Origin of the sequence: Pseudoalteromonas sp. JC28, from assembly GCF_013319255.1 — a bacterium.
In the GTDB taxonomy this organism is placed as follows: domain Bacteria; phylum Pseudomonadota; class Gammaproteobacteria; order Enterobacterales; family Alteromonadaceae; genus Pseudoalteromonas.
In genome coordinates this window covers 963,160-978,686 of sequence record NZ_QOKX01000001.1, presented here as the reverse complement: position 1 = coordinate 978,686, position 15,527 = coordinate 963,160, and the positions used below count along the sequence as shown (strand labels likewise).

General features: G+C 45.0%; 12 protein-coding genes. 9 read left to right on the top strand and 3 right to left on the bottom strand.

What is annotated here, in order from left to right; translation table 11 throughout:
- The first annotated feature begins 31 nt into the window (after positions 1–31).
- The 5 genes from sucA to DS891_RS04195 all read left to right on the top strand — a co-directional run bounded on the left by sucA (position 32) and on the right by DS891_RS04195 (position 7,220).
- Entirely contained in the window at positions 32–2,845 is a 2,814-nt protein-coding gene (sucA, locus tag DS891_RS04215; protein WP_174168946.1) for a 2-oxoglutarate dehydrogenase E1 component, read from the top strand.
- A 10-nt stretch (positions 2,846–2,855) separates the two neighbouring features.
- On the top strand, positions 2,856–4,349 hold the full coding sequence (gene odhB / locus DS891_RS04210; protein ID WP_174168945.1) for a 2-oxoglutarate dehydrogenase complex dihydrolipoyllysine-residue succinyltransferase: 1,494 nt from the start codon (positions 2,856–2,858) through the stop codon (positions 4,347–4,349).
- Positions 4,350–4,522: 173 nt separating this feature from the next.
- Positions 4,523–5,689 (top strand): ADP-forming succinate--CoA ligase subunit beta, encoded by a 1,167-nt coding sequence (gene sucC / locus DS891_RS04205; RefSeq protein WP_010371452.1) that lies wholly within the window; start codon positions 4,523–4,525, stop codon positions 5,687–5,689.
- Positions 5,689–6,561, top strand: coding sequence for a succinate--CoA ligase subunit alpha (gene sucD, locus DS891_RS04200; RefSeq protein ID WP_010371451.1), 873 nt, complete (start codon positions 5,689–5,691; stop codon positions 6,559–6,561). Before sucC ends, sucD begins: the two co-directional genes overlap by 1 nt.
- A gap of 41 nt (positions 6,562–6,602) precedes the next feature.
- Positions 6,603–7,220 (top strand): Crp/Fnr family transcriptional regulator, encoded by a 618-nt coding sequence (locus tag DS891_RS04195; protein WP_227387163.1) that lies wholly within the window; start codon positions 6,603–6,605, stop codon positions 7,218–7,220.
- A gap of 1 nt (position 7,221) precedes the next feature.
- Here the strand turns inward: DS891_RS04195 and DS891_RS04190 are convergent, their stop codons facing one another.
- The 3 genes from DS891_RS04190 to DS891_RS04180 form a co-directional block, all read right to left on the bottom strand.
- A complete protein-coding gene (locus DS891_RS04190; protein ID WP_174168944.1) occupies positions 7,222–7,533 on the bottom strand; it encodes an antibiotic biosynthesis monooxygenase in 312 nt (103 codons plus the stop codon).
- A 115-nt stretch (positions 7,534–7,648) separates the two neighbouring features.
- Entirely contained in the window at positions 7,649–8,860 is a 1,212-nt protein-coding gene (locus DS891_RS04185) for a Xaa-Pro peptidase family protein (RefSeq protein ID WP_174168943.1), read from the bottom strand.
- A gap of 16 nt (positions 8,861–8,876) precedes the next feature.
- Complete coding sequence (locus DS891_RS04180) at positions 8,877–10,112, bottom strand: FAD-binding oxidoreductase (protein WP_174168942.1); 1,236 nt, start codon at positions 10,110–10,112, stop codon at positions 8,877–8,879.
- A 228-nt stretch (positions 10,113–10,340) separates the two neighbouring features.
- On the opposite strand from DS891_RS04180, the gene DS891_RS04175 reads away from it, so the two are divergent.
- The 4 genes from DS891_RS04175 (at position 10,341) to DS891_RS04160 (ending at position 15,138) form a co-directional block, all read left to right on the top strand.
- Positions 10,341–11,255, top strand: coding sequence for a dihydrodipicolinate synthase family protein (locus tag DS891_RS04175; protein ID WP_174168941.1), 915 nt, complete (start codon positions 10,341–10,343; stop codon positions 11,253–11,255).
- Between the two features lie 4 nt (positions 11,256–11,259).
- Complete coding sequence (locus tag DS891_RS04170; RefSeq protein WP_174168940.1) at positions 11,260–12,261, top strand: 4-hydroxyproline epimerase; 1,002 nt, start codon at positions 11,260–11,262, stop codon at positions 12,259–12,261.
- A gap of 84 nt (positions 12,262–12,345) precedes the next feature.
- Positions 12,346–13,842, top strand: a complete 1,497-nt coding sequence (locus tag DS891_RS04165) for an aldehyde dehydrogenase (NADP(+)) (protein WP_174168939.1) — start codon at positions 12,346–12,348, stop codon at positions 13,840–13,842.
- Between the two features lie 630 nt (positions 13,843–14,472).
- Positions 14,473–15,138: a GntR family transcriptional regulator gene (locus tag DS891_RS04160; protein WP_174168938.1), complete on the top strand. Its 666-nt coding sequence runs from the start codon at positions 14,473–14,475 to the stop codon at positions 15,136–15,138.
- The last annotated feature ends 389 nt before the right edge of the window (positions 15,139–15,527 follow it).

Here is a 15,527-nt window from a genome sequence, read left to right as displayed (position 1 = left end):
GAGTTTCTGCGCTAGATAAAAGGGCTAATAGATGCACGAAGGTGTGATGAAGGCATGGCTAGAATCTTCGCATTTGTACGGCGGTAACGTTGCGTACGTAGAAGATCTATATGAGGCGTATCTAGATGATGCAGCTTCAGTGCCAGAAGAGTGGCGAGAGGTGTTTGATCAACTACCTAAAGTTGATGGAGTGGATGTTGACACTAAACATTCAGAAGTAAGAGCGCAATTTGCGGAGCTTGCTAAAAACAAACACAGAGAAGTCGTGGTTTCCGCAGAGGGTTCTGCTGATGCCAAGCAAGTTAAAGTTCTGCAGTTAATTAATGCATTCCGTTTCAGAGGTCATCAGAACGCAAACCTAGATCCTTTAGGGATTTGGGATAGAGAACGTGTTCGCGATCTTGACCCTGCTTTTCATGATTTAACTGATGCAGACTTAGATAAAGAATTTAACGTTGGCTCTTTTGCTTGTGGCAAAGAGACAATGAAACTCAAAGACTTGTACGCTGCGCTTAAAGCGACATACTGTGGCTCTATCGGTGCAGAGTACATGCACATCACCTCTACCGAAGAAAAACGTTGGTTACAACAGCGTTTGGAATCGTCCTTCTCGAAGCCACAATTCGACAAAGAAACCAAACTAAGAATCTACAAAGGTCTAACTGCTGCAGACGGCTTAGAAAAGTACTTGGGCGCAAAATTCCCAGGCGCTAAGCGTTTCTCTCTAGAAGGCGGTGACTCACTTGTGCCTATGCTGAAAGAGCTTATTCACCGTGCTGGTGAAAGCGGTCAGCAAGAAGTCGTAATTGGCATGGCCCACCGAGGTCGTCTAAATGTACTAGTGAATGTATTGGGTAAAAACCCTCAAGAACTATTTGACGAGTTCGCAGGTAAATATGGCGAGCACGCAGGTTCTGGTGATGTTAAATACCACATGGGTTTCTCTTCTGACTTCGGTACGAAGGGCGGCAATGTTCATATGGCATTGGCATTTAACCCATCTCACCTTGAAATCGTAAACCCAGTAGTAATGGGTTCGGTACGTGCTCGTCTTGACCGTTTGAATTGCCAAAGTGGTTCTAAAGCATTACCAATCACAATTCACGGTGACTCTGCAATCGCAGGTCAAGGTGTCGTTCAAGAAACGTTTAACTTATCGCAAACACGTGCATACGGAGTTGGCGGTTCGATCCGTATCGTAGTTAATAACCAAGTTGGTTTCACTACGTCAAAACGCGAAGATACTCGTTCGACTGAATACTGTACTGATATCGCTAAAATGGTTCAGGCACCTATCTTCCACGTGAACGCAGACGATCCTGAAGCTGTTGCTTTTGTTACACAAGTTGCACTTGATTTCCGTAACAAGTTTAAACGCGATGTGGTAATTGACTTAGTATGTTACCGTCGCCACGGCCACAACGAAGCGGATGAGCCAAATGCGACGCAACCGCTGATGTATCAGAAGATCAAAAAGCACCCAGTACCTCGCCAATTGTATGCTGATCAACTTGTACGCGAAGGTGTGATTTCTGAAGACGATGCGAAACAAATTGCTGACGAGTACCGAAATGGTCTTGATAAAGGCGTTTGTGTCGTTGAAGAAATTCAAAAAGAAACCAAACACTCATCAGATTGGTCTAAGTATGTTGGTCACGATTGGGATACGCCGTATGAGCCAAAGGTTGCGCTAGATAAACTCAAAGCGCTTGGCGAAAAGATTGCGAGCTACCCAGAGGCTCATAAAGCACAATCACGCGTTAAAAAGATTTACGATGATCGTAAACTTATGGCGCAAGGCGAGAAAATGCTTGATTGGGGTATGGCTGAGACATTGGCTTACGCGACCTTGGTTGATGAGGGCACTGATATTCGTCTTACTGGTCAGGATTCTGGTCGTGGTACATTCTTCCACCGTCATGCCGTAGTTCATAACCAAAAAGACGCGTCGACTTATCTTCCGCTGCAAAACATTCGTGAAGGTCAAGGCCTGTTCGAAGTGTACGATTCAGTACTATCGGAAGAAGCGGTACTTGCGTTCGAATATGGTTACGCGACAGCAGAGCCAACGTCATTGGTACTATGGGAAGCGCAATTTGGTGACTTCGCCAACGGTGCTCAAGTCGTATTCGACCAATTCCTAAGTTCAGGTGAGCAGAAGTGGGGTCGTTTATGTGGTCTAACACTACTACTTCCTCATGGCTATGAAGGTCAAGGTCCAGAGCACAGTTCTTCGCGTTTAGAGCGTTATTTACAGCTTTGTGCTGACCACAATATGCAAGTATGTGTGCCGTCAACACCAGCGCAAGTTTATGCAATGCTACGTCGTCAATCGGTTCGTCCACTACGTCGTCCTCTGATTGTAATGACGCCTAAGTCGCTATTACGCCACCCATTAGCTGTTTCTAGCCTAGAAGAGCTATCCGAAGGCGTATTCAATAACATGATCGATGAGATTGATGATATCAATCCTGAAAACGTTGAGCGTGTTGTGTTCTGTAGCGGTAAGGTTTATTACGAACTACTGCAAGAACGTCGTAAGCAAGAGCTTAACAACGTGGCAATCGTTCGTGTTGAACAGCTATATCCATTCCCTCACAAAGAGATGGATGAGATCATGGCTCGCTACCAGCACGTAAAAGATTTTGTTTGGTGTCAAGAAGAGCCACAAAACCAAGGTGCTTGGTACTGTTCACAGCATCATTTCTGGGAAGCTATCCCAGCTGGCGCAAATCTGACTTATGCAGGCCGTAAGGCTTCAGCTGCACCAGCATGTGGATACATGTCTACACATACTAAAGAACAAAACGCGTTAATTGCTGACGCTTTAACAATTAAGAAATAAGGAATAAGAGATGACAACCGAAATTAAGGTTCCTGTTCTTCCTGAGTCTGTTGCCGATGCAACGGTTGCTACATGGCATGTAAGCGTTGGCGATAAAGTGACTCGTGATCAAAACTTAGTTGACATCGAAACGGATAAGGTCGTTTTAGAAGTTGTAGCGCCAGAAGATGGTGTTATCGTTACAATTTCTGAAGAGGAAGGCGCAACCGTTCTTGGCGAACAAGTTATTGCACAACTAGGTGCTGCTGATGAAGCAGCAGCGCCTGCTCAATCAAATGAAAAACCAGCAGCGTCAGAATCGGCGCCAGCAGCAGAAGGTAAAGAAGTGGACATTAAAGTACCTGTACTTCCTGAGTCAGTAGCAGACGCTACTATCGCAACTTGGCACGTTCAACCAGGTGAAGCGGTTAGCCGCGACCAGAATCTAGTTGATATTGAAACAGATAAAGTGGTTCTTGAAGTTGTTGCACCTGAAGACGGTGTGATGGGTGAGCACATCCACGCTGAAGGTGAGACAGTACTAGGTGATCAAGTTATCGGTAAAATCGTTGCCGGTGGCGCACCAGCTGCATCATCAAGTGCGAAGAAAGAAGAAGCACCAGCTGCTGCTTCTGACGAAAACTCAGATGTACTAACACCATCTGTTCGTCGTCTTATCGCAGAGAAAGGCCTTGATGCTGCTAAGATCAAAGGGTCTGGTAAAGGTGGTCGCATTACTAAAGAAGACGTGGACGCTTTCCTTAAAGCACCAGCAAAATCAGAGTCTAAGCCTGCAGCTTCAGCACCAGCTGCCCCGGTAGGTGAGCGTACTCAGAAACGTGTACCAATGACTCGTCTACGTAAGACAATCGCTAACCGCTTATTAGAAGCGAAGAACTCAACAGCAATGCTGACAACGTTCAACGAAGTAAACATGAAGCCAATCATGGATCTTCGTAAGCAGTACCAAGAGGTATTTGAGAAGCGCCACGGTATTCGTTTAGGTTTCATGTCTTTCTACGTGAAAGCGGTAACTGAAGCACTTAAGCGTTTCCCTGAAGTTAACGCGTCAATCGACGGTGACGATATCGTTTACCACAACTACTTTGACATCAGCATCGCGGTATCAACACCTCGTGGTCTAGTGACTCCAGTACTACGTGATTGCGATAAGCTTTCTGTTGCTGAAATCGAGAAGAATATTCGCGAATTGGCTATCAAAGGTCGTGATGGCAAACTAACTGTTGACGATATGACTGGCGGTAACTTCACTATTACCAACGGTGGTGTATTCGGCTCACTACTATCTACGCCTATCATCAACTTGCCACAGTCTTCAATCTTGGGCATGCACAAAATCCAAGAGCGCCCTATGGCAGTAAACGGTAAAGTTGAAATTTTACCTATGATGTACCTAGCACTATCTTATGACCACCGTCAAATCGATGGTAAAGAGTCAGTTGGTTTCCTAGTAACAATTAAAGAGTTACTTGAAGATCCAACACGTCTACTACTAGACGTATAATATTTGTTTAAAGAATAAGCTGTATGCTCGCATACAGCTTTTTTTTTGCGCCTTTGGTCTAAGTGGGGTTTTCATCAGAAGCCTTGGGATCTATACTATGTGCGCAATTTGGGATAGCTGACTATTTGCATAAATATTCAGCTTTTTTAGTATAAAAAATTGGATAAAGCATCATGAATTTGCATGAGTATCAGGCAAAACAACTTTTTGCCGAATATGGTTTACCTGTATCAGAAGGCTTTGCTTGTGATACACCTCAAGAAGCAGTTGAAGCTGCTGGTAAAATCGGTGGAGACAAGTGGGTTGTTAAGTGTCAAGTACACGCTGGCGGCCGTGGTAAAGCTGGCGGTGTTAAACTTGCAGACAGCAAAGACGAAATCCGCGCATTCGCTGAAAACTGGTTAGGTAAAAACCTAGTTACTTACCAAACAGACGAGAAAGGTCAGCCTGTTGCTAAAATCTTAGTAGAAAGCTGCACTGATATTGCAAATGAACTATACCTAGGTGCTGTTGTTGACCGTGGTTCACGTAAAATCGTGTTCATGGCATCAACTGAAGGTGGTGTAGAAATTGAACAAGTTGCAGAAGAAACGCCTGAACTAATTCATAAAGCTGAGATCGACCCACTAGTAGGTCCTCAAGCTTACCAAGGTCGTGAGCTAGCGTTCAAACTAGGTTTGAACCCAACTCAAGTTAAGCAATTCACTAAGATCTTCATGGGTCTAGCGCAAATGTTTATCAACCACGACTTTGCTCTACTAGAAATCAACCCTCTAGTGATCACAGACGCTGGTAACCTACACTGCCTAGACGGCAAAATCGGTGTAGACGGCAACGCATTGTTCCGCCAGCCTAAGATCCGCGAATTCCACGATCCTTCACAAGAAGACGCACGTGAAGCACACGCAGCAAGCTTTGAGCTTAACTACGTAGCACTAGACGGTAACGTTGGTTGTATGGTTAACGGTGCAGGCCTTGCGATGGGTACTATGGACATCGTAAACCTACACGGCGGCAAGCCAGCTAACTTCCTAGACGTTGGTGGCGGCGCGACTAAAGAGCGTGTATCTGAAGCATTCAAGATCATCCTTTCTGACGACAATGTTAAAGCAGTACTAGTTAACATTTTCGGTGGTATCGTACGTTGTGACATGATCGCTGAAGGTATTATCGGTGCGGTTAAAGAAGTTGGCGTAAACGTACCAGTAGTTGTACGTCTTGAAGGTACTAACGCTGAAGCTGGTCGTGAAGTACTAGCTAACTCTGGCCTTGACATCATTGCAGCTGAGTCACTAACTGACGCTGCTGAGAAAGTAGTTGCTGCTGCGGAGGGCAAATAATGTCTGTACTAATTAACAAAGATACTAAAGTAATCTGTCAAGGTTTCACTGGTGGTCAGGGTACTTTCCACTCTGAGCAAGCTATCCAGTACGGTACGCAAATGGTTGGCGGTGTTTCTCCTGGTAAAGGCGGCACAACTCACTTAGGTCTACCTGTATTTAACACAGTACGTGAAGCGGTAGAGTCAACTGGTGCAACTGCATCTGTTATCTACGTACCAGCTGCGTTCTGTAAAGACGCTATCCTTGAAGCGATCAGCGCAGGTATCGAACTAATCGTATGTATCACTGAAGGCATCCCTACACTAGATATGGTTGATGTTAAAGTGAAGCTAGAAGAAACTGGCGTTCGCATGATTGGTCCTAACTGCCCAGGTGTTATCACACCAGGTGAAACTAAGATCGGTATCATGCCAGGTCACATCCACTTACCTGGTAAAGTAGGTATCGTGTCACGTTCTGGTACTTTGACTTACGAAGCAGTTAAGCAAACAACAGACGCTGGCTTCGGTCAATCTACTTGTGTTGGTATCGGTGGTGATCCAATCCCAGGCACTAACTTCATCGACGTACTAGAGATGTTCCAAAACGATCCGCAAACTGAAGCTATCGTCATGATCGGTGAGATCGGCGGTACAGCTGAAGAAGAAGCGGCTGAGTACATCAAGCACAACGTAACTAAGCCTGTTGTTTCTTACATCGCAGGTGTTACAGCTCCTCCAGGTAAGCGTATGGGTCACGCTGGTGCAATTATCGCAGGCGGTAAAGGTACAGCTGACGAGAAATTCGCAGCACTTGAAGCAGCGGGTGTTAAAACAGTTCGCTCTCTTGCAGAAATCGGTTCTGCACTAAAAGAGAAAGCGGGTTGGTAAGTTAATACCACACGTTAAAAAGGCTCCTCAAGGAGCCTTTTTTGATCTCGCTATACCAATTGCATGAGGGGATTATGCCTTTTCATAAACTCGGTCAGCTTTGTGAAGCCACAAAAAATGAATTATTAACACTTACTCAGCAAAACCCAACGTTCGACACTAAGCGCTGCAGCCGCAATGAAATATTATTGCAACAAGGGCAAGTGCAACGTCATGGCTTTTTTATCCGCTCTGGTAAGCTTGTATCATCGGTTGTAAATGAAACAGGGGAGCTAAGACATAAGGAGTTCTATTTTGCTGGTGAACTTTGTATTTTATTTGCTGAATGGATCCAAAAATCTCCTAGCTTCTATCAAATCTCTGCGCTGGATGATGTGGAGTTGGTACTCGTTCCGCTAGCCGAATTAGAACAAGATAATCTTCGCGCACTTAAATTAAAATTATTAGAACAGCAGTTGCTATTTAAAGAAGCAAAAGAAGCTTTTCTACTACTAAATACGCTGGAGCAAAGATATTGTTTTTTGCGTGACAAACGTCCGCATTGGGTTAATGGTTTAGCAAATTATGATCTGGCTAATTATTTGAGCGTAACGCCTCAAGGGCTATCACGGTTAAAGTCGCGAGTGAACAAAGCGCAAGCGACAACAACTAAGCGTTAGCTCAAAGACTATATTCACGCTCTACCTTGGCGATACGAGTTGTATAGCTTTGATACCATTTTTTATTGCCGTTTTTTTGCGCCTCAATATGCTCAGCATTGGCTTTCCATGCTTTGATTGACTCAAGGTCTCGCCAATAAGAAACGGTGATCCCAACCTCCTCACGCGCAGATTCTAATCCTAAAAAACCGGGTTGAAGCTGTGCAAGCTCGACCATTCTCGACGCGGTTTGGGCGTAACCCTCGTCGTCTTCATTTTTTATATTGGTAAGAATTACGGCGTAATAGGGTGGTGGTGGAGTAGTTGCAATCATAAGTTGTAGCGCAGTAAATTGTAGATGCTATGTTTATACCAATTAAGCTGTGCTCTAATCAATCACGATAAATGATGAGTTCCTCATCAGAGCAACTCATCATTTATTTCTAATATCACTTAACCCCAAAAGGATTGTCTATGCTGTGCGCAGGCTCAGTAAACCAACGTGGACCATCGTCGGTCATATAGAAATGGTCTTCCAAGCGAATGCCAAATTCATCAGGAATAACCAGCATCGGTTCATTTGAAAAACACATTCCAGCTGCAAGCGGTTCTGGGTTGTCTTTGACTAAATAAGGCCATTCGTGGATATCTAAGCCGATACCGTGCCCAGTGCGATGTGGGCAACCTGGTAGTTGATAATCAGGACCGAGCCCATTGCTGGCAATATACTCTCTCGCGGCTTTATCAACAGCGCCACAGGGCGCACCAATTTTGGCTACATTAAATGCTGCAATTTGCGCTTGCTTCTCGATTTGCCAAACGGACTTTTGCTTTTCACTGGGGTCGCCAAAAACATAAGTACGGGTGATATCGCTGAGATAGCCGTGTAACTTACAACCAGTGTCGACGAGAACCACATCGCCTTTTTTCAGCGTTTGTGGATTTTTTACACCATGTGGGAATGACGACGCCACACCAAATAGCACAATACAAAAATAATTGCCCGGTGCCCCCACTTTTTTGTGCGCTTCATTAATAAAGGCTTCAACTTCGGTTGTGGTGATCCCTTCATACAGCATAGATGCCGTTGCTTTATGTACGGCAAGTGTCATGTCCATTGCACGTTGAATAAGGGCAATTTCATTGGCCGATTTATGCATTCTACAATGCGCGGTTACTGCCTTTGCATTGATAAGCGAAAGCTCAGGTGCCGCGAGTCTGATCCCATCAGCAACAAAAAACGCAGTGCTTTCGTCAATGGCGAGTGTGCCTGTGCTATCAATATTGAGTGTGTTAAGTACGTTTGCAACGAGCTCGTAAGGAGATTCTTCTTCTTGCCAAGCATGAATAGGGCCTTCAATCAGCCAATAATCCTTAATAGAGCCAATTTCAAAAAACGGGACGATAAACTGAACTTGTCCATTGGCGGGTAAAATAGCACCGACCAAACGCTCACTGGCGTACCATTGCAAACCAGTAAAGTATTTTAAATTTGTACCAGCATTTAAATAGAGTGCATCAATGTTGTTTTGCTGCATATATTGTTGAGCTTTTTCTATTCTTGCTAAATACTCGCTTTCGGCAATTGGCGCTACACCTTTGGTCATATTTTCTAAGTTATCTAGCGCTTGCTGCACGCTCTGGTATGCAATACCTTTCATTTATTGTGATCCTTAGCTAATTAAATCGAGCAATACTAAAGGGAGTAAGATCGATGTCGTTGGGCTTATTGTCAATAAGATCTGCGATACATTCACTTGAAATTGCGGCTTGGGTCAGTCCTAAGTGCTGATGACCCAGTGCAAAATATAGGTTGTGATGATTTGGCGCTTGTCCGATGACAGGTAAATAATCTGGGAGTGAGGGGCGGCAGCCAACCCAAAGCGCCTCACTGTGTTGTGGCAGAGTTTGCCTTAATAGAATGCTTGCGTGATGTAATAATGCACGAGCACGGCTGTAGTTGGGTTTACTATCCAGTGTGGCAAATTCTACCGTGCCGGCCAGTCGTAAACCTTGTGACATGGGCGTCATGATAAACCCTCGCTCATTTGATGCAACAGGTCGTGTAAGCGTATTCTTCACTGCCAACATGTTGTGATAACCACGCTCGGCAATCATGGGCAGTGAGTAACCTAAAGACGCACAGAGTGTTTTACTTGCCGCTCCTGTTGCTACAACTACTTTGTTAAAGGTCATCTTGTGGCTTTTGGAGTGAAGTGTATAGCCATGCTCTGTGTGGATAATATTGTCGATTGAGGCTTGTTTGAATGCTCCCCCTAGCTGCATAAACTGCTCATATAAAGTCAAACAAAGGGCGTAGGGATCTGTGCTATGCGCGACTTTATCAAAATACAGTGCTGAGGTAATGGTACTTGATAGGCTCGACTCCATTTCTCGGGCTTGATCACCTGTAAGTAAGCTCACTGAGATGTCTTGTTCGGTGTATTTGTTATAACTTTTACGGGCAGAGCTTTCGTCACCTTCAAATACCAGTAAACTGCCGTTGCTAGATATAAGTGTATGATACTTATCACCAAGTAAACGCTGATATGCGGGTAGTGCGCGTTCATTTAAACTTCTAAGTGCGATTGTACCTTTGTGGAAACAGCTACTTTTCATTTGCTTTAAGAATCGTACAAACCAAGGAATATTTTTGAGCAAAGAGGTGGTCTCAATTCGCAAAGGCCCCACCGGATTGACTAACATGCCAGGCACTTTTGTTAGTAAAGCTGCATCTGCCATAGGGAATACCTGCTCTGTGGCAAAATGCCCCGCATTACCCTTAGAGCATCCCTCTGCGGGCTGATTTTTATCGAGCAAGGTAACAGCGTGGCCTCGTCGAGCTAATTGCAGCGCGGTGGTGATCCCAATGATCCCTGCGCCTATCACTGCAATTTTATTATTACTTTCCACAATTTACCTCACCATCCTAAATTGTATTTCCACATAGACATCAATCAGGCCTCGTTTAAATACCAAAAAGAAAAAATTTACCACTTATAAATCATAATATTACAGACATTTAGGCTAGTCATTTTAGTTGATGGCTAAAAAATCTGCTTTTTGAATATTGATTATTGTATACAATATACCTATGATGGCAAGCACAATAACTAAACAACCAAATGAAAGGCGAGAACCATGAACGTAAATTGGCAGGGTGTATATCCAGCAGTAACCACTCAATTCCATGATGATGAAAGCATCAACTTTGATACTACCAAAGAGATGATAGATAACCTGATTAACGAAGGGGTTCATGGCATCATAGTATTAGGCACCGTCGGTGAAAATTGCTCACTCACGGCTGACGAGAAACGCCAAGTGTTAAAAGCGGCAACAGAAGTGGTAGGTGAAAGAGTACCACTACTTAGTGGTGTGGCTGAAACCACAACTGCGCTTGCTGTCGAGTTTGCCAAGGATGCAGAAGCACTTGGCATAGATGGACTAATGGTATTGCCAGGGATGGTCTACCGCTCAACCGAGCGCGAAGCTATTCATCATTACCAACAGGTAGCGCGAAGCACAGCATTACCTATTATGATTTACAACAATCCGGTGACCTACGGTGTCGACGTGTCAATCGAAGGCATGAAAACCTTAGCTGAAGAGTCCAATATTGTTTCTGTAAAAGAAGCAACGGAAGATACCCGCCGTATTAGCGAGCTGTTTAGCGCATTTGGCGATCGTTACGTGGTATTTGGTGGTGTTGATGATATCGCACTGGAAAGTCTGATGCTTGGTGCGACGGGTTGGATCTCGGGATTGACCAATGTATTCCCACGCGAGTCAGTGGCTATTTATAAACTTGCTGAACAAGGTCGCTATGAGGAAGCGCGCGCGCTGTGGCGTTGGTTTTTACCTTTGCTACGCTTAGATACTATTCCCACACTAGTGCAGTGCATCAAATATGCAGAACATTTGGCTGGACGTGGTAGTGAGGTAACTCGTTCTCCAAGATTGCCACTCACCCAAGAGCAAAAAGCTTACGTGAGTCGTTTGTACGATGAAGCGATGGCAAATCGAATTGACTTAAGCCAATATAACTTGGACTAAGCGTATGATTTTAGGCACCTACTATTGTATAGATGGCCACACCTGTGGCAATCCCGTGCGCTTGGTCACGAGTGGTCATCCACCGCTTTTGGGCGAGAGCATGAGTGAAAAGCGCCAACATTTTTTACGCGACTACGATTGGATAAGGCGCGCACTGATGTTTGAGCCCAGGGGCCATGACATGATGTCGGGTGCCTTTTTATATCCACCGACCACTGCTGATGGGGATGTGGCAATCCTATTTATCGAAACTTCTGGGTGCTTGCCGATGTGTGGGCACGGCACTATCGGGACAGTCACTTTTGGCCTTGAAAGCGGCCTTATAACTCCAAAGGAACATGGTGTACTCAAGCTTGACACCCCTGCGGGGCGCGTGAATGCCTATTATGAGATGAAAGCAGGTAAAGTGACTTGGGTAAGGCTCTACAATGTGCCGGCATTTTTGGCTTACAAAGCGGTGCCTGTCCATGTTGATGGGCTAGGGGAGCTCATCGTTGATATTGCCTATGGCGGTAACTTTTACATTATTGTTGAGCCTCAAAGTCTATTTGCTGGTGTGGATCAAAGTTGCGCCGCCGAATTACTGGCGTGGAGCCCCAAAGTGCGCGCGGCAGTTAATGCGCAAATAAATCCAATTCATCCTGAAGACTCTACCGTGTGTGGTGCCTCCCACGTGTTGTGGACAGGCGCGCCACAACATCCAGATAGTCATGCGGCCAACGCGGTATTTTATGGCGATAAAGCGATTGATAGGTCGCCTTGTGGTACCGGCACAAGTGCACGCATGGCACAGCTGTTTGCAAAAGGACTGCTAAAAGATGGCGACACTTTTGTTCACGAGAGCATCATAGGCAGCCAATTTATCGGTAAGGTCGAAGGCACAACTGAAGTTGCGGGAAAAGCCGCAATTCTGCCAAGTATTCAAGGTTGGGCACGTCAAACGGGGAGTAATTGTATCACTGTAGATGACGAAGATCCGTATGTATTTGGTTTTCAGGTGCTCTAGGGCCTGTTGACCTTTGCTGCAAAAACAAACTAGAAAGATCAACAGGCCCTAGCCATTAAGATTGAAAGAAAACAGGAGCTAACAATGAATTTATCAGGAAAGAGCTACATTAACGGTGCGTGGCAAGCCGCACAAACGGTAACAACGTTTTACGCGTTTTGCCCAGCAACCAATGAGCCGCTGACGCAAGCATTTTTTAACGCTAGTGAAGTACAAGTAGAGGAAGCTGTTAATGCGGCAGAGCAGGCTTTTAAGGCTTATCGTAAAACGTCGATGACTGCTCGAGCAGAGTTTTTAGAAACCATAGCCCAAGAAATTCTTGCCTTAGGTGATGGGCTAATAACCACAACAATGGCAGAAACTAACCTGCCAAGGGCAAGACTCGAGGGCGAGCGTGGCCGCACGGTAAACCAATTAAACGCATTTGCTGCAGCGCTGAGAGATAACCTAGCTGAGCTTTGCCTTGCTAAGGAAGAGCAAGCGGACCCAAATCGCACGCCGCTGCCTAAGCCAAAAACACAGCTTAAGCATATTCCTATTGGCGTTGTTGCGGTGTTTGGTGCATCAAACTTCCCTTACGCTTTCTCAACGCTTGGAGGCGATACCGCAGCTGCGTTAGCCGCTGGTTGCCCCGTGGTGTATAAAGGTCACCCAGCACATCCGGCAACGTGTGAGCTAATGACCAAGGCCATTGCTGCAGCAATAAGCAAATGTGATATGCCAAGCGGGGTGTTTTCAATGTTGCAAGCGAAAGCGTACGATGTCGCGCATTGGCTGGTTAAAGCTGAGCCTATCAAAGCGGTTGGATTTACGGGCTCCTTTGGCGTCGCAAAAGCATTGCAGGGCACTATAGCGAAGCGCCATGAACCTATCCCGCTTTACGGTGAGCTTGGCAGCGTAAACCCGCAAATTGTCTTACCTGAAAAAATACAGTCGCAAGGCGCAGAGCTTGGTACACAATTTGTCCAGTCTTTACTTATGGGCAATGGTCAATTTTGTACTAGCCCCGGTATTTGGTTGGTGCCAAGCAATCATTCACAAACATTTATCGAGACAGCTAAGCAAAACATTAGCGCAGCACCTTCCGATACCCTATTAACCCCTGGCATTTTAAAAGCTTATCAAAACAGCACTGCTGCGCTAAAAGCACACCCTCAAGTAACGTTGTTGAGCGCTGGTGAGCAAGCACAGCCGTTTCACGCCAACGCGCACTTGTTTTCAACGGATAGCAAAAGTTTAGTATCTGACGAGAGGCTTAAAGAAGAAGTCTTTGGGCCAAGTGCTTTAGTGGTGAGCTATGACGACTTAGCGCAGCTTGAGGACTTAATCGCAGACTTAGATGGGCAGCTCACCGCCAGTATTCATGGCACTGATTCTGACTTACATCAAGCCGAAGACATCATAGAGGCGTTACAATACCGCGTAGGTCGATTGATTTATGGGCAAATGCCAACGGGCGTAGAAGTGTGTGCCACCATGAACCATGGCGGGCCGTTCCCGTCATCAACTGATGTACGTTCAACGTCGGTAGGGTTAGAAGCGCTAAAACGATTCGTAAGACCAATTTGTATACAAAGTTAAGCAAACCAAGCCCATAGCATTGCTATGGGCTTTTCTAATGTATTGAACTTAAGGTGGTTTTAGTGCTTATGGCGAGGTTGCATCGTAGGTAGATACTTAGGAGGTTTTCGCTTGAGCAGATATGTGTAGAGTGATAAGTTACCGCTTTTCATAACAATAATCGGAAAAGTGATAGCATTCATGGTTTATAAAAACACAGATAAAAAGCCTAATTCACTAATTAACTCAAACAAGCACAAGTTCAAACTAGCGCTGGCTTTAGGAGTCATAGCGCTAGTCGGTATGGTTATATTTTTTGCCCTGACCAGTAATTTTATGGCGGTTGACAATTGTTTAGATGCTGGGGGAAGCTTCGATTACGCACTAGAGACTTGTGTTCATTCATAAAGTCACCGTTATATGTGTCGCTCCTCATACAATGTTAACCGGTGCGATTTAATAACGAGGAACAAATATGTCTCTTCATCTACGAGTAAACTATAAAACGAAACTCAGTACAATAAACATAAATCTAGGTTTGCTCAGCTGTTGGTAACTCAACACTTGACTCTGTAATTAATTAAGACAAACATGCAATTTGAACTCAGATGCGTTTATAATGAGTTCATAAAACAATAATTACTAAATACTATGGCGATTGTACATAAAACTCGAACTCAATTAGTTGCTGAAGCAATTCGTGAAAAAATCCTCACAGGCGAAATCAAAGCGGGCGAGCCGCTGAGGCAAGCCGCGCTGGCAGATGAGTTAAATGTAAGTCGTATTCCCGTTAGAGAAGCACTGCTGCAACTAGAAGCCGAAGGCTTAGTTAACTTTGAAGCGCACAAAGGCGCGACGGTCACACGTTTAAGCGCTGAGCAAATCGACGAAATTTTTGACCTACGCGCATTGTTGGAAGCCGAGCTTTTATGCCATTCAATCGATAGGTTAACGGCGCGCGACTTGCTAGAAGCTGAAGCCATCTTAGCCGAGCTTGAAGAAGCAATGGCTGCTGGCGATACACAACTGGCAACTGGCAAGCTTAACGCCGAATTTCACAGCAAACTCTACAGCAAAGCACAGCGCCCACAGACTCGTGAGCTGGTGGATGTGTACAGTAAAAATTCCGAGCGTTATGTGCGCATGCATATCCTACTTGCAGGTGGCATTAAAACCGCACCAGATGAACACCGCCAGCTATTGGAACTGTGCCGCGATAAAAATACCAAAGGGGCATGTGACTTTTTGAAAAAACATATTACTGGCGCAAAAGATGATATCAAAGCGCTGCTGCTAAAGCTTGAAAGCGAGCAGTAGGTAAACTTGGTGGGGTAGGCTTCGGCGGATCTCTGAACAATCGTCACGTATATTTCAATGGCGGCTCGATTGTTCAGGGTGCTGTGATTATATTTGCTTGCAAGAGCAAGTGCTCATTTAAGGTTATCTTTTAACTTATGCTAACTCTTTTGAGTAAAGGCGGCACATACTGCAACTCCAAGGCTACACCCAAAAGCCGCACCTATTGCCACACTAAAAGCTAGTATGTTAAACGCTACGCCAACCATAACACCTATTGTAGTTCCAATAACTGCGCCAACTGCAATACTTTTTCCAAGAAACTGATTGTTTAGCTTTTTAGGGGGAGACATAGAAATAATCCTTTATTTTTTAAATAACTTTGAGCGTGCAGAGCAAACTAACAGTAA